Here is a 22,428-nt window from a genome sequence, read left to right as displayed (position 1 = left end):
TTCCGTCCCCGGCAGGCTCCCCGACAGGAAGGGTCGACCTCCATGGATTTCACCGTCTTCGCCCAGCAGATCGCGAACGGCCTGGTCAACGGGATGGCCTATGTGCTCATCGCCACCGGGCTGACGCTGGTCTTCGGGGTGCTGCGCATCGTGAATTTCGCCCATGGCGAATTCTACATGCTCGGCGCCTACATCACCTATTTCGTCGGCACCCTGTTCGGGCTCGACTATCTTGCGGCTGCAGCCATCTCGGCCGTGGTGGTGGCGGGGCTGGGCATCGCCGCCAACAAGCTGATCTTCTGGCCGCTGCGCCGCGACCATGAATTCACCATCCTGCTGTCCAGCCTGGGCCTCGCCCTGCTGATCGCCAACGGTGGCGAACTGCTGTTCGGCGCCGACCCGAAATATGTCGAGAGCCCCTTCGCCGACGAGGTGCTGGAGATCGGCACGGTGACGCTGACCCAGCAGCGCGTGCTGGTGTTCGCCGCCGCGGTGGTGGCGCTGGTGGCTGTCTACCTGTTCATCCGCTATTCGCGCTTCGGCAAGATGATGCGGGCGACGGCGCAGAATCCGGACGGCGCGGCGCTGACCGGCATCAACATCGGGCTTGTCCACACCTACACCTTCGCGCTGGCCTGCGGGCTGGCGGCGCTGTCGGGCGCGCTGGTCGGCCCCACCGTGATGATCTTCCCGACCATCGGCAACTGGGCGGTGCTGAAGGGCTTCATCGTCGTCATCATGGGCGGGCTGGGCAGCGTCACCGGCGCCCTGTTCGCCGGCCTGCTGCTCGGCGTCATCGAATCGCTGGGCGGCGGCTACATCTCCCTCGGCTTCATGGAGGCGATCGGCTACGCGATGATCATCGCGGTCCTGCTGTGGCGCCCCAACGGCCTGTTCAGCACGGCAAGGGGTCTGCGATGAACACAACCACCCACGGCCGCCCCTTGGCCATTGCCGCCGGAGTCGCAGCATTGGCCGTCCTGCCCTTCCTGGCCGGCAACGCCTATCTGGAGCATCTGCTGGTCCTGTGGATGCTGTATGCGCTGCTGGCGCTCAGCCTCAACATCGTGATCGGCTATCTGGGCGAGCTCACCTTCGGTCATGCCGCCTTCGTCGGCGTCGGCGCCTACACCTCGGCCATCCTCAGCACCCAGCTCGGCCTGCCGCCGCTGCTCGGCCTGCCCCTGGCCGGTCTGGTCGCTGCGGCGTTCGGGCTGGTCATCGGCTATGCGGCGCTGCGGGTGGTCGGGCCGCAATTCGCCATCCTGACGCTGGGTTTCGGCGCCATCCTGTTCACCATCACCAACCATTGGGTCGACCTGACGCGCGGGCCGATGGGCATCTCCGACATTCCGCCGATGGCGGTCGGCCCGCTGACCTTCACCGCCGCGCGCGAGACCTACTATCTGGTGCTGGTGCTGGTACTGGCGACGGCGTATCTCTGCCACGCGCTGGTGAGCAGCCGGACCGGCCGCGCCTTCCTGGCGGTGCGGGAGAATGCGCCGCTCGCCGCCTCGCTCGGCATCAACGTCTTCCACACCAAGCTGCTGGGCTTCGTCGCCGCCACCGCCATCGCCGGCATCGGCGGTGCCATCTACGCCCACTATATCCGGGTCATCACCCCCGACATCATGGGCGTCCACAATGTGGCGGCGCTGATCATCGTCGTCATCATCGGCGGGCGCGGCACCATCCTGGGGCCGATCCTGGGGGCGCTGGTCTATATCGGACTGCTGGAATCGCTGCGCGTCGCCGGTCCGCTGCGCATGGTCATCTTCGCGGCCCTGCTGACCGGAACCGTGGTGTTCCTGCCGGGCGGGCTGGTCAGCCTGTGGCAGCGCTGGCGCAACAGCCACAAGGCCGAGAACAACCTGCCGGCCGCCGCCAACGGCCTGCCCAGCACCGAGGGGGGTGCGAAATGAACGCCGCCGTTCAATCGAGCACGGGCAACGCGGGCGAAATCCTGGCGGTCAGCAACCTGACCCGCATCTTCGGCGGCCTGACCGCGGTGCGCGACGTCACCATGACGGTGAAGACCGGCGAAGTCGTCGGGCTGATCGGGCCGAACGGCGCCGGCAAGACGACGCTGTTCAACATGCTGGGCGGCTCGCTGCCGCCATCGTCGGGCAGCATCCGCTTCGACGGCAGCGACTGCACCGGCTCGCCGTCGCACGTCATGGGGCAGCGCGGCGTCTCGCGCACCTTCCAGATCACCAGCCTGTTTCCCAGTCTGACCGCGCTCGACAATGTGCGCAGCGCCGCCTACCGCACCACGCGGGCCGGCTGGGGCGCCGCCATCCTGCGCAACGCCGCCTACCGGCGGGAAGAGGAGGAACTGCGGCGCAAGGCGCTGGAGATCCTCGCCTTCTGCGACCTCGACCACCGAGCCGACACGCTGGCCGACGCCATGTCCTACGGCGAGCAGCGCCGGCTGGAGATCGCCATCGCGCTGGCCGCCGAGCCGCGCCTGCTGCTGCTGGACGAGCCGGCCGCCGGCATGAACCCCGAGGAGGGGCAGCGGCTGGTCGAGATGATCCGCCGCATCCGCGCCCGCGGCGTCACCGTCCTGCTGGTGGAGCACCACATGCGCGTGGTCGCCAGCGTCTGCGACCGGCTGGTCGTGCTGGACCATGGCGTCAAGATCGCCGAAGGGCCGCCGGCCCAGGTGCTGAACGATGCGGAGGTGATCCGCGTGTATCTGGGACGGGAGCCGGTCGATGCTTAAGATCGAAGGTCTGAAGGTCCGCTACGGCCACCGCGAGGCGGTCCACAACGTCTCCCTGACCGTCGAGGAAGGGGAGCTGGTGACGCTGGTCGGCTCCAACGGCGCCGGCAAGACGACGACACTGAAGGCGATCTCCGCCCTGCTGCGGCCGAGCGGCGGGACGATCACCTTCGACGGCGAGCGCATCGACAGGCTGGCGCCGCATCAGGTCATCGAACGCGGGCTGGTCCATGTGCCGGAAGGCCGCCAGCTCTTCCCCGACATGACGGTGCTGGAGCATCTGGAGCTTGGAGCCCTGCGCGGCCGGCCGGGCAGCATGGGCTTCGCCGAGCGGCTGCGCTGGGTCTATGAGCTGTTCCCCATCCTGGCCGAACGCCGCACCCAGAAGGCCGGCACGATGAGCGGCGGGCAGCAGCAGCTGGTGGCCTTCGGCCGCGGGCTGATGGCCAACCCGAAATGCCTGATGCTGGACGAACCGACGCTGGGACTGGCGCCGATCATCGTCGACACGCTGGCCGACACGATCCGGAGCCTGCACGCCACCGGCATCACCATCCTGCTGGTCGAACAGCGGGTGGATCTGGCGCTGCGGCTGGCCGACCGCGCCTATGTGCTGGAGACCGGACGGGTGGTGATGGAGGATTCGGCCCGGACGCTGCTGGCCGACCCGCGCATCAAGACCGCCTATCTCGGGCTGTAGGCGATGGCCGGCGGGGATGTGATCGCGCGCGCGCGGGCCATCGTCGGGCCGGCGCAGGTGCTGTGCGAACCGGCCGACACCGCGCCCTTCCTGGCGGACTGGCGCGGCCGCTACCGCGGGAGGGCACTGGGAGTCGTCCACCCGGCCGATGCGGCGCAGGTGGCAGCCGTCGTCCGGCTCTGTGCGGAAACCGGCACCCCGCTGGTGCCGCAGGGCGGTAACACCGGGGTCGTCGGCGGCGCCATTCCCGACATGTCCGGTCGCAGCCTGGTGCTGTGCCTGTCGCGGCTGAACCGGGTCCGCGAGCTCGATCCCATCGGGGACAGCCTGACTGTGGAGGCCGGCTGCACCCTGGCCGCGGTGCAGGCCGCCGCAGAGGCCGCCGGCCGGCTGTTCCCGATGAGCCTCGGCAGCGAGGGAAGCTGTCAGATCGGCGGCACCGTCGCCACCAATGCCGGCGGCACCGCCGTCCTGCGCTATGGCCCGATGCGCGACCTCGTGCTTGGGCTGGAGGTGGTGCTGCCCGACGGCACGCTGTGGGATGGCCTGCGGGCACTGCGCAAGGACAACACCGGCTATGCGCTGAAGCATCTGTTCATCGGGGCCGAGGGCACGCTGGGCATCGTCACCGCGGCGACGCTGAAGCTGTTCCCGCGTCCGCGCAGCAGCGCAACCGCCTTTCTCGCCCTGGCCTCGCTGGAGGCGGCACTGGAGGTGTTCGCCCGGCTGCGCGGCACGCTGGGCGACCGGGTGACCACGGCGGAAATCCTGTCCGAGGCGCAGCTGGCGGCGGTGCTGGCCCATGTGCCGGGAACCGTCCGGCCGCTCGCCGCCCCGGCTCCCTGGTATCTGCTGGCCGAGGTCACAGACCCGATGGCCGGGCTCGACCTTGCCGGGGCGCTGGAAGAACTGCTGGCCGCGGGGCTGGAGGATGGCGGCATCGCCGACGCGCTGGTCGCCCGCAGCGAGGCCCAGGCCGCGGCCTTGTGGAAACTGCGCCACAGCGTGTCGGAGGCGAACCGCAAGAGCGGCATCGTCATCGGCCACGACACCGCGGTGCCGATCGCCCGCATCCCCGATTTCGTCGCCCGCGCCACCGCGGCGATCTCGGCGTTGCGGGCGGATGCCCGCGTCATGGCGGTCGGGCATATCGGCGACGGCAACATCCATCTGGTCGCCATCCTGCCGGAAAGCACCCGAACGACGGGCAGACCGCTGGAGCCGGTGGCCCAGGCGATCAGCGCCGCGGTCCAGCGGGTGGCGGTCGAGCTGGGCGGCACCATCAGCGCCGAGCACGGCATCGGCCAGAGCGTGCGCGGCGCGCTGGCCGCCTTCAAGGGGCCGGCGGAAATGGCGTTGATGGACGGCATCAAGCGGCTGTTCGACCCGCGGGGGATCATGAATCCCGGCAAGGTCGTCGGACCCGGCACGCCTTGATCCCAAGGGTTGGATCGCGGCGGGGCTTGACCATATGCCAGGGGATGGAGACGAAACCCCGATCCCAGCCCGACCGCCGATCCGTACTCGCTGCCGCTGCTGTTGCGGCCGTCGGCTCCCTGCTGCCGGGCAGCCTTCCGGCCGCGGAGGCCGGGCGGCCCGCCAGCCCCGGCGATGCCATCGGCCGGGCACTGTTGGACCGGACCCTGCTGGACCGGGCGCTCGACCGGGCGGCGGGCCTCGACCAGCTCCATGCGCTGGTGATCGGCCGGCACGGTACGGTGCTGTCCGCAGAAGCCTTTCGGGGACCGCCGGTCGGCCGCAAGGTGAATGTCAAGTCGGTGTCCAAGACGATCGTCGCCTCGTTGGCCGGCGTGGCGCTCGACCGCGGCCTGCTGCACGGCGTCGACACGACGCTGGGCGAGGCGGCGCCGGAGCTCGTCCCGGCGGGCGCCGATCCGCGGGTGCGCGGCATCACGGTGGCGCAGCTCCTCACCATGCAGGCCGGTCTGGAGCCGACCTCCGGGCCGGGATACGGCCGCTGGATCGGCAGCCGGAACTGGGTCGCGGATGCGCTCGGCCGCCCCTTCGTTGCCGGACCGGGCGAGCGGATGGTTTATTCGACCGGCAGCTACCATGTGCTGGGCGCGGTGCTGGCCCGCGTCTCCGGGCGCAGCCTGCTGGCGCTGGCGCGCGACTGGCTCGGCCGACCGCTCGGCATCGACCTGCCGGGATGGACCCGCGATCCGCAGGGCTACCATCTCGGCGGCAACAACATGGTGCTGTCGCCGCTCGACCTGTTCCGCTTCGGCGAGATGTGGAACCGCGGCGGGGTCTGGGACGGCCATCCGGTGGTGAGCGCGGCCTGGGCCCAGGCAAGCTGGATACCGCGGACGCGCTCCCCCTATTCCGGCGACGCCTATGGATATGGCTGGTTCCTGACCGAGTCGAGCGGGCACCGGATCGCCTATGCGCGCGGCTATGGCGGGCAGATGCTGTATCTCGTCCCCTCGCTCGGGCTGACCGTCGTCGTCACCTCCGATCCCACCCGGCCGGCCCGGTCGGACGGGTATGTCGGCGAGCTGGGCGCGCTGCTGACCGGCCACATCATGCCGGCGGCGGAGATGGCCTGACCCCGCCCTCTACCGGACAAGGTCATGGAACTCCGGGTGGCGCTCGATAAAGCCGGCGAAGAAGCTGCAGAGCGGGACGGCCTTCAGGCCGCGGGCGCGGACATCCTCGAGGGCGCCCTTGGCCAGGGCCGAGGCGACACCCTGCCCGGACAGGCTCTTCGGCACCTCCGTGTGGGTGAAGACGATCTCCCCGTCCCGCAACTCGTAGACGGCGACGGCGGTGGCACCGTCGACGGTCAGCTCGTAACGGCTTTGGGCCGCGTTGTCTCGCACGTCCGCGTGCAGGGTCATGTCTTGCGCCTCCAGTAGAGCCGGGTATCCGAAGCCCCACTATCTGGGCTTCGGACAGGCCCGGTCCAACCCCCCTCCCGCAACGCAACCGCGGATCGGTCAGGCCAGCAGGCCGGCGACCTCCACGCCGCGCTCCCGGCCCAGGCTCTCCAGCATCGCCAGCGTCGCGCCGTCCAGCGGAATGCCGTCGGCCAGCCGCTGGGCGCGGGTCCGCCGTTCCGGCTCGCCCGGCATCTGGATGGCCTCGGCGCCGGGAGCGGCCGGTGTGTCGCGGACATAGGCGAGCAGGTCGTCGAGGTCGGCGGCCCAATGGGCGTTGCCGCCGCGGGCGGGGTCGAAGACGATGGCGAACAGGTTGTTCATCACCCGTCCGGAATCCTGGTGCGACGGCGTGCCGGGCATGGCCGACGCCAGCGCCCCGGCGAGAACGTCGCACATCAGCGCCAAGCCGAATCCCTTGTGTCCCCCGGCGTTGCCGCCCAGCGGCAGCAGGGCGCCGGACGGCTCCCGGAACATCACGCTTGGGTCGCGCGTGGCTTCGCCGTCGGCGTCGAGCAGCAAGCCGGGCGCCATCTCCCGCCCCTTGTTCATGGCGACGCGGCATTTGCCGACCGCGACGGCGCTGGTGGCGAAATCGAGGACGAGGGCCGGGTTGGCCGGCGTCGCCGGAACCGCGATGCAGATCGGGTTGGTGCCCAGCCGCGGCCGGGTGCCGTCATGCGGCGCCACCGCCGGGCGGGTGACGACGTTGACGAAGGCCAGGGCGACCAGACCGGCGTCGCTGCACTGCTCGCCATAGGATCCCACGCGGCCGATATGGTGGGTGTCGCGCAGGGACAGCGCCACCAGCCCCTCCTGCCGGGCCTGGGCGATGGCGAGATCCATCGCCTCCCGCGCGATCGCCTGCCCGTAGCCGTTCCCGCCGCCGACGGACAGGAAGGGGCCGGAGCGGCCGAGCACGGTCGCGTGCCGGTTGGGCTGCAGCAGCCCGGCGGCGATGGCCGGCATGTACATCGCCAGCATGCCGACGCCGTGGCTGTCATGGCCGCGCAGGTTGGCCTCGACCAGATGGTCGGCGACGATCCCGGCCTCCGCCGCATCGCTGCCCGCCGCCCGCAGCAGCAGGCGGACCGCCTCGGCCAGCCGCTCCGCCGTCACCGGGCGGACGCCGGTCCCATAGACCCCGGCGTTGAAGGACGCCGCAGCGGCGAAGGGATCCTTGGGTGTTTCATTCATGTCGAGAGTTTCGTTCATGTCGGGGTGTTCGCCCATGTCCTGGTTTCCCGGCCCGCCGGCATCGCCGCCGTCGCCGGTCCTTGAGTCCCGGCCTCTATCTGGTCGTTGGGGAGCGACCGGAACAAGGGCCGAATTGACGCGGACGGCGACGGGCGAAGGCGGCGATGGAACGTTTGAAACAGTATGGAACAGGAATCCGGACCTGTTCCACTGTTCCATCCGCTGCGGCGGCAGCCGACGGACATCCCGAAGGCCCCGCGGAAAATCCGCGGCGGGGACAGGGGGGCGGCAGGGCGGCTCGATCCGGGCAAGCGGAATGCTCCATGGCCGGGGACAGGACATCCATTCCTATCACGAGCGATGGAAGCCGATAAGCGACGGCTGAAAAATACCGGCGGTCCGGACATGTCCTCCCTTGCAGGACGCCAGAGACATCCACCCGCCGGTAACGGTCATCGTCGCCGGTATGCGCAGGACGGGCCGACCGGCATCCGCCGGATGCGTGAATTGGCCGATACCCGCTCGGTGGTGCCGAATAAAATCCCGCCCCTCCCTGGAGCGCGGCACTATCTTCTTGCCTACCCACGAATATCAGGCGCTGCTTCGTATTTGTCGCAAATCCAATTGAAAGAGCAAGAATGCGCATTCTGAAGATTGCTGCCGTCACCGCGGTCGCCATGATGTCCGTGCCCGCCGTTGCGTTCGCCGATGATTTCGAGGCGCTGTGCACGGCCGCCGACAAGTCCGAGCCGACCGTCAAGTCGTGCAAGTGCGCGTCCGACAAGCTGGCGGGTGCCGACCGCACGGCCGCAATCGATGCGATGAAGGCCGTGAACACCGCCATGGCCGCCGGCAAGGCCGAGGAAGCCGCCGCAGCCACGCAGAAGCACGGCAAGGGCCTCGAGATCATGATGACCGCGCAGGCCACCTGCATGTAATTCGGCTCTCGCCGTCTACCTGTCGGCCGTTCATTTGCCGGCTGACGGGGTCGCCCAAGTGGCGACCCCATTCCAGGAGCAATGAACGCCGGGAGCCGGCGTTCCGGTAAATGACGGCTGAAGTTACCGACAGCGCAGGCTCCCGGCGGACCGTATCGCCGGGAGCCTGCCTGCTATCCGCTGCCCGTTGCCCGGTCAGGCGGCGTTGACCTCGGCCACGAAGCGCCGCACCTCGTCCTTCAGGCGGTCCGACTGCTCGGACACGTTCTCCACGCTGGAGGACACCAGACGCATGCGGTCGCTGGTGGTGGTCATGGTCGCCGACAGCGAGCCGACGCTGCTGGTGACGCGGCGGGAGTTGTCGGCGGCGGTGCGGGCGTTGGCGAAGATCTGGTGGGTCGCCGCCTCCTGCTGCTGCACGGCCGACGCGACCTCGCCGTTCAGGGCGCTGAGGTTGGTGATCAGGCTGGCGATGCCCTCGATCGCGGCAATGGCGTTGGCCGTCGCCGCCCGGATGGCGCCGACCTGCGACTGGATGTCCTCGGTCGCCTTCGCGGTCTGGGTGGCGAGGCTCTTCACCTCGCTCGCCACGACGGCGAAGCCCTTGCCGGCCTCGCCGGCCCGCGCCGCCTCGATGGTGGCGTTCAGCGCCAGCAGGTTGGTCTGTCCGGCGATGGAGTTGATCAGCTCGACCACCGCGCCGATCTGCTCGGCGGCAGACGCGAGGCCGGTGACGATGCCGGTGGTGTTCGACGTCTCGGTCACCGCGCGGGACGCGGTCTGGGCGGCGCTTTCGACCTGACGGCTGATCGCGGAGATCGACCCGCGCAGCTCCTCGCTGGCCAGGGCGGCGGATTCGACGCTGTCGGAGGCCCCCTGCGCGGCACCGGCGGCGGCATGGGCCGCGTCGGTCGTGCTGGCGGCGTCGCTGGTCAGCGCCGCGGTGCGCTCGTGCAGGGCCACGGTGGTGGTGCTGAGCGTCGCGACGACCTCGTCCATCGCACGGGCGAACTCGGTGGCGCGGGCGGACAGGCGCTCGCGCTGGAGGTCGCGGGCGGCGCGGTCCAGGTCGGCGCGCTGGCTCTCGTCACGGGCGGCCTGGAGGGTGGTGGCGAGGCCGGCGACGGCGCGGGCCATGTCGCCGATCTCGTCCGGCCGGTCGACATGGGGGACGGCGGTGGACAGGTCGCCGCCGCCGATGCGGCCCAGCACGTCGCGGATCGCCAGCAGCGGACGCGACATCCCGCGCGACACCCAGATGCCGATGCCGACGCTGATCGCCAGCAGCAGCAGGGTGACCAGAAGCTCGCGGACGGCGCGGGCGCGGAACTCGGCGTCGACGTCGTCGGTATAGACGCCGGTGCCGACCATCCACTGCCAGGGCTGGTAGCCGGTGGCGTAGGCGATCTTCGGGGTCGGTTCGGCATCGTCGGTGCGCTTGTGGCGGAAGGCGACGAAGCCGCCGCCGGCCTTGGCCGCCTCGGTCATCTGCACGTTGAAGGGAACGCCGTCGGGATCCTTCAGGTTCAGCAGGTTCTTGCCCTCGACCTGCGGCCGCAGCCCATGGACCAGGCTGACGCCGGCATAGTCGTAGACGAAGAAATACTCGCCTTTGCCATAGCGCATCGCGCGCACGGCGTTGCGCGCGAGTTCCTGCGCCTCGGCACGCGGCAGCTTGCCCGACTTCTCCTGTTCGCCGTACAGCGCGATCACGGAGGAAGCCGCATCGACCATCTCCTTGACCTTGGCCTTGCGCTGTTCGACCAGATTCGTGCGCATGCCCGTCAGATGGACGGTCGCGCCGGCCAGCGTGCTGAGCAGCGCCACGCCGAACACCAGCAGCATCAGCCGCGTACCAATCTTGAGCTTCATCGCCCCTTCTCCTCGACTTTTTATACGCGGCACCGCGCGGTATCCACGCATCGTTCAATGGTTATCTTCAGGCGGTCATCGCCAGGCGGCCATCGCCAGGCGGTCATGATTCGGGCCGGCAGCCGTCGGCGGACGGCGACCCTCCCGTCAGGCCGCGAAACCGGCGGGGCCGGCCTCCTGGGCCGATCCCTCCGGATGGTCGCAGCGCCACCCCGCCGTCATCCCGGCTGGGCCGGGCTGGCGGGCGAAGGCCACGACCTCGCAATTCTCGAGCTCGACGCCCGGCCGTCCGGCCAGCCGGTGCAGCAGGATGCGGCCGACCCCCTTGCTGCCGACCAGCAGCGGCCGGTCGGCCAGCCGGTCCCGCAGCGCCGCCACCCCGTCGAGGACGCGGGCTGCGAATTCCTCCTCGCTTTCGCCGCCGGGCGGCGTCTCGCCGGCCGCGAACCAGGGCCGGGTCAGCGCGACGGGCAGCCCGTTCCACTCACCCAGCGCCCGCTCGCGCAGCCAGTCGCAGCCGACCAGCGGAACGCCGAGCGTCTCGGCGAACAGGGCGCCGGTGACCGCGGTGCGTTGCAGCGGCCCGGCGATCACCAGACCGCAGCAGCCGCCGGCCTCGCGGAACCGCTCCGCCGCCCGGCGGGCCTGCTCGACGCCCAGCCCGGTCAGCGGCACGTCGCGGTCACCGCCGCAGCGCACGCCGAGGCGGTTGTCCTCGGTCTGGCCGTGGCGCACGAAGTGGAAGAGGTCCGTCATCGCCGGCCCCTCAGCGGAACAGGAGGCGGTCGGCGCCCGCGCTCCAGCCGATGACGCTGTCCGCCGGCAGGGCGCCGGGCGCCACGATCCAGCGGCGCAGCGCGTCGATGTGCAGCGGGTCGCTCAGCGTCGGGGTATGGCCGACATCCGGCACATGGAGGACGGTGACCCGCGGCTTGTCCATCATCCGCGCGATGGTCGCATCCTGCAGCGCGTCGCTCATCATGCCGTGCACCAGCAGCACCGGGCAGCCGATGCGCTGCCAGTCGTCCCACTGGTCGTGGTCCTGGGCGGCGCCGTCGCGGTAGCATTGCAACGCGCGGATGTCGTGGCGGTAGACCCGCCCGCCATTCTCCTCCGACCAGCGGGTCTGGTGGAAGCTGTTGTGCAGCAGCACGGTGTCGTCGACCGGCCCGTCGTTCTTCTGGGCGGCGCCCGTGCGGTGGAACAGTTGGGCCGGGTGGCGGAAGACATAGTGGCGGGCCACCGATTCGGCGCGGCGGCGGCGGCGCTCGGTCGGGATGAAGGGGCCGATGTCGTTGAGGATCAGGCGGTCGACCAGCTCCGGCGCCTCGGCCGCCACCCGCATCGCCACGCTGCCGCCGAGCGAGGAGCCCAGCAGCGTGACCGGCCCCAGCCGCTTGTGCCGGATCAGGGCCAGCACCTGGGCGACGTTGCCCTCGAAGCTGTAGTCGGACTGCTCCGCCAGCCAGCCGCTGCGGCCGCGCCCGGCCCAGTCCAGGCACAGGACATGGTGATGGCGCGACAGCGTCCGGGCGAGATAGTCGAACCGCCGGGCGGAATTGGCGATGCCGCCCAGGCACAGCAGCGGCGGCAGCGACGGGCTGCCCCATTCCGTGTAGGCGAGGCGGACGCTGTAGTCGTTGCGCAACCGCTCCACCGTACCGGGCTGGAGCGCCGCGGAATGGGTGTAGTCGAAATGGCGCAGGCTGTGGCCGGCGCCGATCAGCGGCTCGATCACCCGCATGATCGTCTCGTAGTTCTTCCAGGTCATCTCCCCGGCATCGGCGATGCCGAGCGCGTCCAGCGTGGCGCGCAGCGCACCCATCGCATGGCCGTGACGGGGAACCGCCAGGGTGTCGCCGCCGGGCGGAAACGGGAGGCCCGGCATGGCCGGAAGGGGCTCCACGAGCATCTGGTCAGGCATGGGCGTCGTCGCCTCCATGATCGATGGGTGGGGTGAGGGGCGGGGTGGCAAGGCGGGGTTGGGCGGCCTCGCGCGGAGGCGCCAGCAGGAAGACCGCACAGAAGGCGGCGCCGCACAGCATGCCGAGCGCGCCGAACGCCACCAGGGCGGCCTGAAGGCCGAACCGGTCGGCGATGACGGCGGCCAGCAGCGGGCCGATGACGGATCCGCCGCGCTCCAGCAGGCGGTAGACGGCGAAGACGCCGGTTTCGCCCATGCGGGCGCATTCGGTGCGGCAGACCTCCGGCACCAGGGCCAGCTGGGTCGCGTTGTTGAAGGCGTGGGCGATCCCGAGCGCGGCGATGCCGGCCAGGATCCCCGGCACCCCGGGCGCCTGGAGGATCGCCAGCGTGCCGGCCCCGCCGATCAGCCCGCCCAGCCCGGCGAACAGCGAATGGCGGCCGCCGCGGTCGGCCATCCGCGACACCCAGGGGCCGAGGACCACGATGATCAGGCCATAGGTCATCATCATCCGGCCGATCCCGGCCGGCGTCTCGCCCGCCGCATGCAGGGAGACCGGAACCAGATAGAACAGGTAGCCGGTCAGCATCAGCTTGGTCGGGATCGACGAGAACAGCAGCAGCGCCAGGAACCGCCGGTTGGCGAGCAGCCCGGCGGCGTCGCGCAGGCGGAACCGGCCGCCGTCCCGCGCGCCCCCCGCCCGGTCGGCGGGCAGCAGGAGCGCGGCGGCCAGGGCGGCGGCGAGCGCCAGCAGCGCCGACGCCGCGAAGGCGGCGCGGTAGCCGAGATGGTCGGCCAGGATGCCGCCGATCGGCGCGCCGCACAGGCCGGCGACGATCACCGCGGCGACGAACTGCGCCATGCCGCGCGCCCGCTGGTCCGGCGGGGTGTGGCGGGCGATGAAGCCCTGCGCGCCGATGAACATCACCGCATAGCCGAGCGCACAGGCGCTGCGCCACAGCAGCAGCTCGGGCAGCGACTGGGCCAGCGCCGTCCCGGCGAAGCCGGCCACCGCCGGCAGCGTGCCGACCAGCAGGGTGCGGCGGCTGCCGAACCGCTCGGCCCAGGCGCCGGCGAAGGGGGTGAAGACGGCGACCAGCAGCATGAACAGCCCGATCGGCAGCCCCATCATCAGAGTCTCCGACAGGCCGGGAACCGGCGTGTACAGCTCGCGCGCATAGAGCGGCAGGAAGGAACGCGACAGCTCCTCCGCCAGCATGAACAGGAACAGGGCGGCGCGCATGCCGGCCACTGCGGCCCGCGGTTCGGCGGCCGTCGCATCCGGCGACCTCAATCGCGCCGATCCGGCGCCGAGCAGCAGCAGCGCCTCGAACACCACGAGAATGGACACGACCAGCAGGGCGGCCCCGTCCCGGAGGATCCCGTGCAGGGCTTCCGGGGTCAGCACGGCCGCCAATTGCGGCATCAGCCCGGCGCCGAACGCCAGCATCGCCCCCGCCGGCAGCAGCAGGGAGCGCAGGGGCGTGGCAGCGGCGGCCCGCATGGCCGAGGGCAGCAGCAGGGACACCAGCAGGACGCCCAGGAACACCGCGGCGGCCACCATCCACACGCGGTCGCGCACCGCGTGCAGCACGATCAGTGCGGCATCTTGGCCGATTGACAAGCCAAAGCTTACATAAAATTTAGCAAAAATAAGATAAGACAGGAGAGATAGACCGAACGCCGTGAGTAGGGGCAGAGTCACACGCGGACATGCGACTGAATCAAGTTGCATAAACAGCTCCGGACACACAACGGCCTTCGGAAAGTGTGTCAGAAGCTAAGACATAACTCCAAAGAATTGGTAAACCGAATTTGCATTTAAAAATGAAAGTTATTCATTGAATGTTACACATACATGTATGCTGATCGCTTGAAGCGCTGACGATTAATATCTTTTATAAAATACTATACACTACTTGGAGTGACCGTAATTCATCATTGAATCGATGCATCGGCAACTTTCGAATGGCTCTCGGCATGCGCAGAGGTGCAAAAAATGCGACTGCTTTCACTCGATGACAAACCTTGGTTGCGGTGCAGCAAGTGATATATAACACTATTCCAGATTGGATATGATATTCAATTTTCTCACTACGCGAAAAGTTTTCCCGAGAGGCCGGCTCCCGAGGGCGAGGAGGGGCGCGCGGTGACGGTCATCCTCGATTGCAGAAACGGCTGCTGGACGATGCCGCTTTGCGACGCTTCGCCACATCGCAAGTGCGAGTGATTCGCACGACAATCGGTCCCACGGCCCCGATGCCGTCGAATTGCACGCCTGTCTGCAGCGTGCAGCCGAAAAGGTGACCTCAAATGACTCCCCCAGTGTCCGGCGCTTTGTCCGGCGCCATGTCGGGTGCCGCGTCCGGCCCCGTTCCCGCCACCGGTTCCCCCAGCACAGTCCCTGCCGCGGCCCCAGCCGCCGCCCCAGCCGCCACCCATGCCGGTCCCGGCATCGTTCCGGCCACCGCCTCCGACCCGCCAGCCGGGCGGCGCAGCCCCAGCCTCGGCAGCCTGCGCAAGGGTCAGCGCGCGGTGGTGACCGGTCTCGACGAGACCGCGGTCGCCACCCCGCTGCCGGCCGGCGAACTGGAACGCCGCATGATCGAGATGGGCCTGATCGAAGGCGCCCGCGTGGAAATCCTGCATGAAGGCTTCCCCGGCGCCGATCCGCTTGCCGTGCGCATCAACGACCACACGCTGGCCCTGCGCCGCGCGGAGGCGCACGCCGTCCTGGTGACGCTCGGCTGAGCGTCGCCCCCCTTCCTGCGGACAGGAGTTCCGCGATGTCCAATATCGCCGTTTTCGCCGCACCGCCGCGCATCGCGCTGGTCGGCAATCCCAACTGCGGCAAGACCGCATTGTTCAACGCCCTGACCGGCGCCCGCCAGAAGGTCGCCAACTATCCCGGCGTGACGGTCGAGCGCAAGATCGGCGAGTTCCTCAGCCCCGCCGGGTCGCGCGTGCAGATCATCGACCTGCCCGGCACCTACAGCCTGCGCGCCCGCTCCCCCGACGAGGAGGTGACGCGCGACGTCGTGCTCGGCCGCTTCGAGCACGAGGCGCCGCCGGACGTCATGGTCTGCGTCGCCGACGCCACCAACCTGCGCCTGCATCTGCGCCTGGTGCTGGAGTTGAAGAAGCTCGGCCGCCCCATCATCCTGGCGCTCAACATGATGGATGTCGCCGAGGCCCGCGGCTGCAGCGTCGACGCCGCCGCGCTGTCCGCCGCGCTGGGCGTGCCGGTGGTGCCGACCGTGGCGATCCGCCGCCACGGCGTGCGCGGGCTGCTCGACCAGATCGACCGCAGCATGGCGGTGATGGCCGGCGCAGACGGGGCGCCAGCCGCCCCGTCCCTTGCCCCGTCCATCGCCCCCTGCGGCTGGAGCGAGCCGTCGGCGCACGAGCTGCGCGCCTACCATCAGGAGGTCGAGGCGATCCTGGCCGCCGCCCTGCGCAGCGCCGGACGTCCGTCGCTGGCGACCCGGCGGATCGACGCCGCGCTGCTGCACCCGGCCATCGGCCTGCCCTTCCTGTTCCTCGTCCTGTTCCTGATGTTCCAGGCAGTGTTCGCCTGGGCGGCCCTGCCGATGGACATGATCGACACCGCGTTGGGCTGGGTCCAGGCGACGGCCGGCGCCGCGCTGCCGGACGGGATGCTGAAGAGCCTGATCACCGACGGCATCATCGCCGGGGTCGGCAGCGTGGTGATCTTCCTGCCGCAGATCCTGGTGCTGTTCTTCTTCATCCTGGTCCTGGAATCCACCGGCTACATGGCGCGGGCCGCCTTCCTGCTCGACCGGCTGATGGGCGGGGTCGGGCTGCACGGACGGGCCTTCATCCCGCTGCTGTCCAGCTTCGCCTGCGCGGTTCCCGGCATCATGGCGGCGCGCACCATCGAGAACCGCGCCGACCGGCTGGCCACCATCATGATCGCGCCGTTGATGACCTGCTCGGCCCGGCTGCCGGTCTATACGCTGCTCATCGCCGCCTTCGTCCCGGAACGGACGGTGGCGGGCGGCATGATCGGGCTGCAGGGGCTGGTGATGTTCGCGCTCTACGCCGCCGGCATCCTGTCGGCGCTGGCGGTCGCCTTCGTGCTGAAGCGCACGGTCTTCAAGGGCGCGCGCGAGCCGCTGCTGATGGAACTGCCCTCATACCGCCTGCCCGGCCTGCGCGACCTCTCCCTCGGCCTGCTGGAGCGGACGCGCATCTTCCTGGCCCGCGCCGGAACGATCATCTTCGCGATCATGATCCTGCTGTGGTTCCTCGGCACCTTCCCCGGTGCGCCGGACGGCGCCACCGGCCCGGCGATCGATTACAGCTTCGCCGGGATGCTGGGGCACGCGCTGGCTCCGCTGCTCGCCCCCATCGGCTTCACCTGGCAGATCGCCATCGCGCTGGTGCCGGGCATGGCCGCGCGCGAGGTGGCGGTGGCGGCGCTCGGCACCGTCTATGCGCTGAGCGAAACCGGGGACGCGCTGTCGGGATCGCTGGCCGGCGTGCTGGCCGCCGACTGGAGCCTGCCGACGGCGCTCGCCCTGCTCGCCTGGTTCGTCTTCGCCCCGCAATGCGTCTCCACCCTGTCGGTGGTGAAGCGCGAGACGAATTCCTGGTTCTGGATGATCGTGATGCTCGTCTACATGACGCTGCTCGCCTACGGTGCCGCCTTCGTCACCTTCCAGCTCTCCAGCGCCCTGCTGGGAGGCTGAGCCATGGCCGAGTCCATCATCGTCGGTCTGGCCGTCGCCGCGGCCTTCGCCTGGGTCGTCTGGACCATCCTGCTGCCGGCGGCGGCGCGCGACCGGCTGCGCCGCCTCGCCGGAAGGCCGGCCCCTCCCGCCAAGAACTGCGGCGGCTGCTGCGGCTGCGGCGGAACGGGACCGGGCAAGCCGGGGCACCGCGTCCGGCCCGGCTGAGCCGCCCCTGCCGCTCACCAGCCGGTCGGGCAGGCCGTGCAGCCGGTCATCAGCGCGTCCTGGAAGATGGCGAAGCGGATCTTGGCCCCCTCCATGTTGACGCCCGACAGGTTGGACAGCGACATCTTCGCCTCCTGGAGGTTGGCGCCCTCCAGGCTGGCGCCGGACAGGTCGATCTTGTCGGCGCGGATCGCCTCCAGGTTCGCGGCGGTCAGGTCGGTGCCGGTGAAATCGGCGCCGGTGGCCCGGGCGAATTCCAGGTTGGCGCCGCGCAGCCGGGCGCCGGACAGCTTGGCCCCCTGGAGGAAGGCGGTGCGCAGGTCGGCCCCGTCGAGGATGGCGCCGCGCAGGTCGGCCCCGCGCAGGTCGGCGTTGCGCAGGTCGGCCCGCATCAGGTTCGACCCGTGCAGGTCGGCACCCGCCAGCCCCAGCCCGCGCAGGTTGCGGTGGCGCAGGTCGAGGTTCGGGCAGACGGACTTCGGGGCCAGCGTGCAGCCGGCGACCGCGGTGGTCCGCTCCTCCTCGCCGCCGCCGACCAGCGGTCCCGCCGCATCGTCGAGGGCGGCGTTCTCCACCTCCGCGGCGTTGGCGGAGGGAACGGGGGCGGAGGAAAGGGGGGCGAAGGGAACGGGTGCCAGCCCCCACAGGGACAGCGCGAGCAGTGCGGCAGTGAAGCGCGGCGTCATGATGGTGCCTCCGTTGGGAAAGGGGACCGGGACGGACGGCCGCCGCCGCCCGCCCCGCTCCCGGTTGCCGCCTACTTGGCGCTGGACAGCTTCACGTCGGCGAGCTTGAACACCCAGAAGGACCCGCCCTGGGTCACGCGGGTGGTCAGGTCGGCCAGATCGCCGCCCCACAGCGGCACCGCGCCGCCATAGCCGGTGGTGATGCCGACATACTGCACCCCGTCCTGCTCCCAGGTGACGGGAGACGAGATGATGCCGGAGCCGGTCTGGAACCGCCACAGCTCGGCACCCGTCTTGGCGTTGAACGCCTTGACGAAGCCGTCGCCGGTGCCGGTGAAGACCAGGTTGCCGGCGGTCGCCAGCGTGCCGGACCACAGCGGCAGCTCCTCCTTGTGCTCCCACACGATCTTGCCGGTCTTCGGATCGAGCGCCCGCAGCACGCCGACATGGTCGTCGAACAGCTTGTGGATGCGGAACCCCATGCCGAGATAGGCCGAGCCGGGGTTGTAGCCGACATGCTCGGTCCAGTAATCCTCCTTCCAGTGGTTGGCGGCGATGTAGAACAGCTTGGTGTCCTCGCTGTAGGACATCGGGTTCCAGTTCTTGCCGCCCAGGAAGGGCGGCGACACCTCGACCGGCTTGCCGCGCTTCTCGCCTTCCGCCGGCAGCGGCGGACGCTGGCCCTCGACCTCGATCGGCCGGCCGGTCTTCAGGTCGATGCCCTTGGCCCAGGTGATGCCGTCGACGAAGGGATAGGCCGCCAGCACGCTGTTCGGCTTGTTGGCCTCGCCGCCCGCCGTCGCCAGCTTGACCCGGTCGGTGACATAGAAGAAGCCGTTGCGGTCGGCATGCGCGGTCGCCTTGACCGTCTTGCCGGCGGCGTCGGTGTAGTCGAACAGCACCAGCTCGTTGTTGCCAGAGAAATCCCAGGTGTCGTTCGGCGTGTGCTGGTAGAAGCCCTTCAGCTCGCCGGTGCCCGGATCGACGTAGGCCTGGCCCGAGGTGTAGAGGCTGTCGCCCGGCCAGCGCGCCCAGCCGTTCCAGGGAGCCGGGTTGCCGGTGCCGATGACGATGGTGTTGGTTTCCACGTCGAAGGTGGCGCTCTGCCAGGGCGCGCCGCCGCCATGGTTCCACGCCTCCACCAGATTGCCGTCCTTGTCGCGCGGCCAGGAGGGGGCCCTGTCGCTGCCGGTCGGGGTGCTGTCCTTGCCGTTCAGCCGGCCCATGTGCCCTTCGACCAGCGGACGCATCCACACCTCGTCGCCGCTGTCGGGATCGCGGGCGAACAGCCGGCCGACCACGCCGAACTCGTCGCCGGACGAGCCGTGGATCAGCAAGACCTTGCCGCTCTTCTGGTCCTTCACGATGGTGGGGGCGCCGGTCATGGTGTAGCCGACCTTGTGGTCGGCGAATTTCTTCTTCCAGACGACCTTGCCGGTGTCCTTGTTCAGCGCGACGATGGAGGCATCGAGCGTGCCGAAGAACACCTTGTCGCCATAGATCGCCGCACCGCGGTTGACCACGTCGCAGCAGGGCCGGATGTCGTCGGGCAGCCGGTGGGAATAGGACCACAGCCGCTTGCCGGTCTTGGCGTCCAGCGCGAACATGCGCGAATAGGAGCCGGTGACGTAGATCACCCCGTCATGCACCAGCGCCTGGGTTTCCTGCCCGCGCTGCTTCTCGTCGCCGAAGGAGAAGGACCAGGCGGGAACCAGCCGCGACACGCTGTCGGTGTCGATCTGCTTCAGCGGGCTGAAACGCTTGCCCTCGACCCCCATGCCGTACATCAGCACGTCGCTGTTGTTCCGCGCGTCGTTGGCGATGGCGTCCCAGGTGACGTCGGCGGCCAGCGCCGGCACGGCCGGCGAGGCGAGCGCGAGCAGCCCGGCCAGCGCCGCCGCGAGGCGGAGACGGCGCCGCAGACCGGACCGGTGAGCCGGGCCGGCGGAAGCGGTGGTGGTGTTGGACGAAAGTGTCATGCGTTTCCCCCGTTGATTGGCCGCGTGGCGATTGGCCGCGCGGTGGCAGCGTCGTGGCAGCGTCGTAAGCGATCGAGTGGCGGCGATGGGCGGCAGGGGTCACGCCGGCCCACCCCCGCGGCACGGACGGCGGGAGGCTTGTGCCGTCCGGGTCCGGGAGGGGGCCGTGCGTGACCATGCGACGCCCTGAGGCGGTGCTTGGTCGGCAAGACCCTTTTTCGCGAAGGCTCTGCACGGTGCATCCCGCATGATGCTCCGTGCTCTCGTCCTGCCGGTCCCCATGTTCTCCCCGGCGGCCTGCCGGTTCCATTCGACAATCCGGGGAAGATGTTTCCGACGCGGCGACGGGATTTCATCCCGTATCAGACGGGATTTCTTCCCGTTCATCAGGACCGGCCGGCGGAAAACCCTGACCTGAGGCGGGACATTGTCCAAAGGGCGGATGGCGCCCGATCAGGTGGGTGGGCTAACATTCCGTCTATGGTCTTATAATGGAGCGGGCGGCGATGTCGCTGAAGATGCGCATCCTGGCCCTGATCGGGCTGTTCCTGCTGCTGATGGCCGCCGCCGGCGGCGCGGTGCTGGTCGCCAACGCCCGCGACGCCGTGCAGGCGGAGATGGCGTCGGCGCTGGAGCTCGGCAGCGCGATCGGCCGCAGGATGGTGGGTCGGGACGCGGCGGCGGCAGATCTGGAAACGCTGAACGGCCTCGGGCTGCGCCACCTGCGCTTCATCCCGGACGACGCGGCGCCGGAACCGGTGACGGAGCTACAGCACGCTCCGGATTGGTTCGCAGCGCTGATCGCCGTCGAACCGCAGGAGTTGCGGTTGGCGGATGGCGGCGGCCTGCGCATCGTCGCCGAGCCCTGGGACGAGATCGCCGAGGTGTGGGAGGACATGAGCGACCTCGCCGCCGCCATGCTGGCCGTCGGCTTCCTGCTGCTGACCGCCGCATATCTGGCGGTCGGCAGGGCGCTGGCGCCGCTGGCACGCTTCGAAGCCGGGCTGGAGCGGCTGCGCGCCGGCCGCTACAATCTTTCATTGGACGCCGGGGGCGTTCCCGAACTCGACCGGCTGGGCAGCGGCATCGCCGCGCTGGCCGAGGGGCTGGCCGCCGCCGAACGGGAGAACCGGCGGGTCGGCCAGCGGATCGTCGCGGCGCAGGACGCCGAACGGCGGGAGATCGCCCGCGACGTCCACGACGAACTCGGCGCCGCCCTGTTCGCGATCAAGGTCGATGCCGGACGCATCCTGCGCCTGACCGGGCGAGCCCCGGACGCCGCAAGCCGGGAGGGGGCAAGCCCGGACATGGCGGAGACCGCCGGGGAGGTTGCCGGGCGCGCCCGGACGATCCTGGACACCGCGGCCGAGGTCCACCGCCTGAGCCGGCGCATCCTGGTCCGGCTGCGCCCAGCCCTGCCCGACCAGTTGCCGCTGAGCGAGGCGCTGACCGAACTGGTCGGCGACTGGGCACGGCGCAAGCCGGAGGTCGAGTGGACGCTCAGCATGGAACCTCAGGACACGGCACAGGATGCCGGCGCCGATACGGACGGCTGCGATCTAGACGGCTGCGACGAGGTGCTGCGCCTGACGGTCTACCGGCTGGTGCAGGAATCGCTGGTCAACGCCCTGCGCCATGCCACGCCGACGGCGGTCGCGGTGCGGGTGGCGGCGCTGGGGGACCGGGTCGAGATCGCCGTCACCGACGACGGACCCGGCCTTCCCGGCGGCCACGATCCGGCGCGGAGCGGCTTCGGCATCTCCGGCATGATGGAACGGGTGCAGGCGCTGGGCGGCTGCCTGACCATCGGGGATGCCGGCGGAAGCTCCAGCAACGGCGGCGGCACCAGGGTTTCGGCCCGGCTGCCGCGGCATACGCCCTCCCCCGCGCCCTCCCCCGCCACGGCCCCGGCTGCGGCCACACTGGAGCGAACGGCATGAGCCTCACCATCCTGCTGGTCGACGACCATCCCATCGTCAGGGCGGGCTGCCAGCGCCTGCTGGCCGAAGCGGCGCTGGGCCGCGTGGTGGAGGCGGAGGATGTCGACAGCGCGCTGGCCCTGTGGCGGGCGGAGCGGCCGGACGTCGTCGTCCTCGACCTCAACCTGCCGGGCGAGGGCGGCGGCATGGCGGTGCTGCGCACCATGCGGGCGGAGGATCCGGCGATCCCGGTGCTGATCTTCAGCATGCACGAGGATCCTGCCGTCGCCGCCCGCGCGCTGAAGGCCGGCGCGCGCGGCTATGTCACCAAGAACGACGCGCCGGACAGCCTGGCGGCCGCCATCGGCAGCGTGCTGGCCGGCCGTGTCCATCTCGACCACGCGCTTGCCCGCGAGTTGGCGCTGATGTCGCTGGCGCCGACGGACGATCCGCTGGCGGCGCTGACCCAGCGCGAGCGCGAGATCCTGGCGCTGGTCGGGCGCGGACTGACGACGACGGCCATCGGCGACCGGCTGGGCATCAGCCAGAAGACGGTGGCGAACGCCTGTACCCAGATCAAGGACAAGCTGGGCGCCGACAGCGCCCGCGCCCTGATCCGCATCGCCATCGGGCATGGGCTGGCCGATTGAGCGGGCCGGGAGGCGGCGC

Annotated in this window: 20 protein-coding genes; 12 read left to right on the top strand and 8 right to left on the bottom strand. The window is 70.2% G+C overall.

Annotated features, from left to right (window positions below):
* The first annotated feature begins 42 nt into the window (after nucleotides 1-42).
* From ABMY26_RS10525 to ABMY26_RS10500, 6 genes are read left to right on the top strand one after another with little or no spacing between them, the layout of a single operon-like run.
* The gene (locus tag ABMY26_RS10525; RefSeq protein WP_372395646.1) at nucleotides 43-921 is read left to right on the top strand and encodes a branched-chain amino acid ABC transporter permease; all 879 of its coding nucleotides are present in this window, start codon (nucleotides 43-45) and stop codon (nucleotides 919-921) included.
* Nucleotides 918-1,922 carry a branched-chain amino acid ABC transporter permease gene (locus ABMY26_RS10520; RefSeq protein ID WP_372395645.1) on the top strand — a complete coding sequence of 335 codons (1,005 nt, stop codon included), beginning with the start codon at nucleotides 918-920 and terminating at the stop codon, nucleotides 1,920-1,922. Before ABMY26_RS10525 ends, ABMY26_RS10520 begins: the two co-directional genes overlap by 4 nt.
* The gene (locus ABMY26_RS10515; RefSeq protein ID WP_372395644.1) at nucleotides 1,919-2,725 is read left to right on the top strand and encodes an ABC transporter ATP-binding protein; all 807 of its coding nucleotides are present in this window, start codon (nucleotides 1,919-1,921) and stop codon (nucleotides 2,723-2,725) included. Before ABMY26_RS10520 ends, ABMY26_RS10515 begins: the two co-directional genes overlap by 4 nt.
* On the top strand, nucleotides 2,718-3,425 hold the full coding sequence (locus ABMY26_RS10510) for an ABC transporter ATP-binding protein (RefSeq protein ID WP_372395643.1): 708 nt from the start codon (nucleotides 2,718-2,720) through the stop codon (nucleotides 3,423-3,425). The genes ABMY26_RS10515 and ABMY26_RS10510 overlap by 8 nt, the downstream gene beginning before the upstream one ends.
* A gap of 3 nt (nucleotides 3,426-3,428) precedes the next feature.
* Nucleotides 3,429-4,862, top strand: a complete 1,434-nt coding sequence (locus ABMY26_RS10505; RefSeq protein ID WP_372395642.1) for an FAD-binding oxidoreductase — start codon at nucleotides 3,429-3,431, stop codon at nucleotides 4,860-4,862.
* Between the two features lie 44 nt (nucleotides 4,863-4,906).
* Entirely contained in the window at nucleotides 4,907-5,995 is a 1,089-nt protein-coding gene (locus ABMY26_RS10500; RefSeq protein WP_372395641.1) for a serine hydrolase domain-containing protein, read from the top strand.
* A 9-nt stretch (nucleotides 5,996-6,004) separates the two neighbouring features.
* On the opposite strand, the gene ABMY26_RS10495 is transcribed toward ABMY26_RS10500, so the two are convergent.
* Together ABMY26_RS10495 and ABMY26_RS10490 are read right to left on the bottom strand one after the other, a co-directional pair.
* Nucleotides 6,005-6,286: a GNAT family N-acetyltransferase gene (locus ABMY26_RS10495; protein WP_372395640.1), complete on the bottom strand. Its 282-nt coding sequence runs from the start codon at nucleotides 6,284-6,286 to the stop codon at nucleotides 6,005-6,007.
* Nucleotides 6,287-6,385: 99 nt separating this feature from the next.
* The gene (locus ABMY26_RS10490) at nucleotides 6,386-7,558 is read right to left on the bottom strand and encodes a malate/lactate/ureidoglycolate dehydrogenase (protein WP_372395639.1); all 1,173 of its coding nucleotides are present in this window, start codon (nucleotides 7,556-7,558) and stop codon (nucleotides 6,386-6,388) included.
* Nucleotides 7,559-8,160: 602 nt separating this feature from the next.
* On the opposite strand from ABMY26_RS10490, the gene ABMY26_RS10485 reads away from it, so the two are divergent.
* Nucleotides 8,161-8,460, top strand: a complete 300-nt coding sequence (locus tag ABMY26_RS10485; protein WP_372395638.1) for a hypothetical protein — start codon at nucleotides 8,161-8,163, stop codon at nucleotides 8,458-8,460.
* A gap of 195 nt (nucleotides 8,461-8,655) precedes the next feature.
* On the opposite strand, the gene ABMY26_RS10480 is transcribed toward ABMY26_RS10485, so the two are convergent.
* From ABMY26_RS10480 to ABMY26_RS10465, 4 genes are all read right to left on the bottom strand, one after another.
* Nucleotides 8,656-10,332, bottom strand: coding sequence for a methyl-accepting chemotaxis protein (locus tag ABMY26_RS10480; RefSeq protein WP_372395637.1), 1,677 nt, complete (start codon nucleotides 10,330-10,332; stop codon nucleotides 8,656-8,658).
* Between the two features lie 147 nt (nucleotides 10,333-10,479).
* On the bottom strand, nucleotides 10,480-11,088 hold the full coding sequence (locus ABMY26_RS10475) for a histidine phosphatase family protein (RefSeq protein WP_372395636.1): 609 nt from the start codon (nucleotides 11,086-11,088) through the stop codon (nucleotides 10,480-10,482).
* A 10-nt stretch (nucleotides 11,089-11,098) separates the two neighbouring features.
* Complete coding sequence (locus tag ABMY26_RS10470) at nucleotides 11,099-12,256, bottom strand: alpha/beta fold hydrolase (RefSeq protein ID WP_372395635.1); 1,158 nt, start codon at nucleotides 12,254-12,256, stop codon at nucleotides 11,099-11,101.
* Nucleotides 12,249-13,880 carry an MFS transporter gene (locus tag ABMY26_RS10465; RefSeq protein WP_372395634.1) on the bottom strand — a complete coding sequence of 544 codons (1,632 nt, stop codon included), beginning with the start codon at nucleotides 13,878-13,880 and terminating at the stop codon, nucleotides 12,249-12,251. Before ABMY26_RS10465 ends, ABMY26_RS10470 begins: the two co-directional genes overlap by 8 nt.
* Before the next feature lie 689 nt (nucleotides 13,881-14,569).
* Between ABMY26_RS10465 and ABMY26_RS10460 the strand changes: the two genes are divergently transcribed.
* From ABMY26_RS10460 to ABMY26_RS10450, 3 genes are read left to right on the top strand one after another with little or no spacing between them, the layout of a single operon-like run.
* Nucleotides 14,570-15,007 (top strand): ferrous iron transport protein A, encoded by a 438-nt coding sequence (locus ABMY26_RS10460; protein WP_372395633.1) that lies wholly within the window; start codon nucleotides 14,570-14,572, stop codon nucleotides 15,005-15,007.
* 35 nt (nucleotides 15,008-15,042) lie between these two features.
* Nucleotides 15,043-16,968, top strand: a complete 1,926-nt coding sequence (gene feoB, locus ABMY26_RS10455) for a ferrous iron transport protein B (RefSeq protein WP_372395632.1) — start codon at nucleotides 15,043-15,045, stop codon at nucleotides 16,966-16,968.
* Nucleotides 16,969-16,971: 3 nt separating this feature from the next.
* Complete coding sequence (locus ABMY26_RS10450) at nucleotides 16,972-17,175, top strand: hypothetical protein (protein WP_372395631.1); 204 nt, start codon at nucleotides 16,972-16,974, stop codon at nucleotides 17,173-17,175.
* 14 nt (nucleotides 17,176-17,189) lie between these two features.
* On the opposite strand, the gene ABMY26_RS10445 is transcribed toward ABMY26_RS10450, so the two are convergent.
* Nucleotides 17,190-17,861, bottom strand: a complete 672-nt coding sequence (locus ABMY26_RS10445) for a pentapeptide repeat-containing protein (RefSeq protein WP_372395630.1) — start codon at nucleotides 17,859-17,861, stop codon at nucleotides 17,190-17,192.
* 71 nt (nucleotides 17,862-17,932) lie between these two features.
* Nucleotides 17,933-19,840 carry a methanol/ethanol family PQQ-dependent dehydrogenase gene (locus ABMY26_RS10440; protein ID WP_372395629.1) on the bottom strand — a complete coding sequence of 636 codons (1,908 nt, stop codon included), beginning with the start codon at nucleotides 19,838-19,840 and terminating at the stop codon, nucleotides 17,933-17,935.
* Between the two features lie 506 nt (nucleotides 19,841-20,346).
* Between ABMY26_RS10440 and ABMY26_RS10435 the strand changes: the two genes are divergently transcribed.
* Complete coding sequence (locus ABMY26_RS10435) at nucleotides 20,347-21,780, top strand: ATP-binding protein (protein WP_372395628.1); 1,434 nt, start codon at nucleotides 20,347-20,349, stop codon at nucleotides 21,778-21,780.
* Nucleotides 21,777-22,409: a response regulator gene (locus tag ABMY26_RS10430; RefSeq protein ID WP_372395627.1), complete on the top strand. Its 633-nt coding sequence runs from the start codon at nucleotides 21,777-21,779 to the stop codon at nucleotides 22,407-22,409. The genes ABMY26_RS10435 and ABMY26_RS10430 overlap by 4 nt, the downstream gene beginning before the upstream one ends.
* Nucleotides 22,410-22,428 lie beyond the last annotated feature (19 nt).

Source organism: Azospirillum sp. HJ39, from assembly GCF_041507355.1.
Lineage (GTDB): Bacteria > Pseudomonadota > Alphaproteobacteria > Azospirillales > Azospirillaceae > Azospirillum > Azospirillum thiophilum.
The sequence above is the reverse complement of the archived record's forward strand: the minus strand, read 5'-3'. Positions and strand labels throughout refer to the sequence as shown.

What these genes read in the sequence shown, in the direction of transcription:
- ABMY26_RS10490 (WP_372395639.1), bottom strand. Translation starts at nt 7,558, where the DNA reads ATGGGCGAACACCCCGACATGAACGAAACTCTCGACATGAATGAAACA.
- ABMY26_RS10445 (WP_372395630.1), bottom strand. Translation starts at nt 17,861, where the DNA reads ATGACGCCGCGCTTCACTGCCGCACTGCTCGCGCTGTCCCTGTGGGGG.
- ABMY26_RS10505 (WP_372395642.1), top strand. Translation starts at nt 3,429, where the DNA reads ATGGCCGGCGGGGATGTGATCGCGCGCGCGCGGGCCATCGTCGGGCCG.
- ABMY26_RS10450 (WP_372395631.1), top strand. Translation starts at nt 16,972, where the DNA reads ATGGCCGAGTCCATCATCGTCGGTCTGGCCGTCGCCGCGGCCTTCGCC.
- ABMY26_RS10460 (WP_372395633.1), top strand. Translation starts at nt 14,570, where the DNA reads ATGACTCCCCCAGTGTCCGGCGCTTTGTCCGGCGCCATGTCGGGTGCC.
- ABMY26_RS10515 (WP_372395644.1), top strand. Translation starts at nt 1,919, where the DNA reads ATGAACGCCGCCGTTCAATCGAGCACGGGCAACGCGGGCGAAATCCTG.
- ABMY26_RS10430 (WP_372395627.1), top strand. Translation starts at nt 21,777, where the DNA reads ATGAGCCTCACCATCCTGCTGGTCGACGACCATCCCATCGTCAGGGCG.
- ABMY26_RS10500 (WP_372395641.1), top strand. Translation starts at nt 4,907, where the DNA reads ATGGAGACGAAACCCCGATCCCAGCCCGACCGCCGATCCGTACTCGCT.
- feoB (WP_372395632.1), top strand. Translation starts at nt 15,043, where the DNA reads ATGTCCAATATCGCCGTTTTCGCCGCACCGCCGCGCATCGCGCTGGTC.
- ABMY26_RS10510 (WP_372395643.1), top strand. Translation starts at nt 2,718, where the DNA reads ATGCTTAAGATCGAAGGTCTGAAGGTCCGCTACGGCCACCGCGAGGCG.
- ABMY26_RS10525 (WP_372395646.1), top strand. Translation starts at nt 43, where the DNA reads ATGGATTTCACCGTCTTCGCCCAGCAGATCGCGAACGGCCTGGTCAAC.
- ABMY26_RS10520 (WP_372395645.1), top strand. Translation starts at nt 918, where the DNA reads ATGAACACAACCACCCACGGCCGCCCCTTGGCCATTGCCGCCGGAGTC.
- ABMY26_RS10485 (WP_372395638.1), top strand. Translation starts at nt 8,161, where the DNA reads ATGCGCATTCTGAAGATTGCTGCCGTCACCGCGGTCGCCATGATGTCC.
- ABMY26_RS10475 (WP_372395636.1), bottom strand. Translation starts at nt 11,088, where the DNA reads ATGACGGACCTCTTCCACTTCGTGCGCCACGGCCAGACCGAGGACAAC.
- ABMY26_RS10440 (WP_372395629.1), bottom strand. Translation starts at nt 19,840, where the DNA reads ATGACACTTTCGTCCAACACCACCACCGCTTCCGCCGGCCCGGCTCAC.
- ABMY26_RS10470 (WP_372395635.1), bottom strand. Translation starts at nt 12,256, where the DNA reads ATGCCTGACCAGATGCTCGTGGAGCCCCTTCCGGCCATGCCGGGCCTC.
- ABMY26_RS10495 (WP_372395640.1), bottom strand. Translation starts at nt 6,286, where the DNA reads ATGACCCTGCACGCGGACGTGCGAGACAACGCGGCCCAAAGCCGTTAC.
- ABMY26_RS10435 (WP_372395628.1), top strand. Translation starts at nt 20,347, where the DNA reads ATGTCGCTGAAGATGCGCATCCTGGCCCTGATCGGGCTGTTCCTGCTG.
- ABMY26_RS10480 (WP_372395637.1), bottom strand. Translation starts at nt 10,332, where the DNA reads ATGAAGCTCAAGATTGGTACGCGGCTGATGCTGCTGGTGTTCGGCGTG.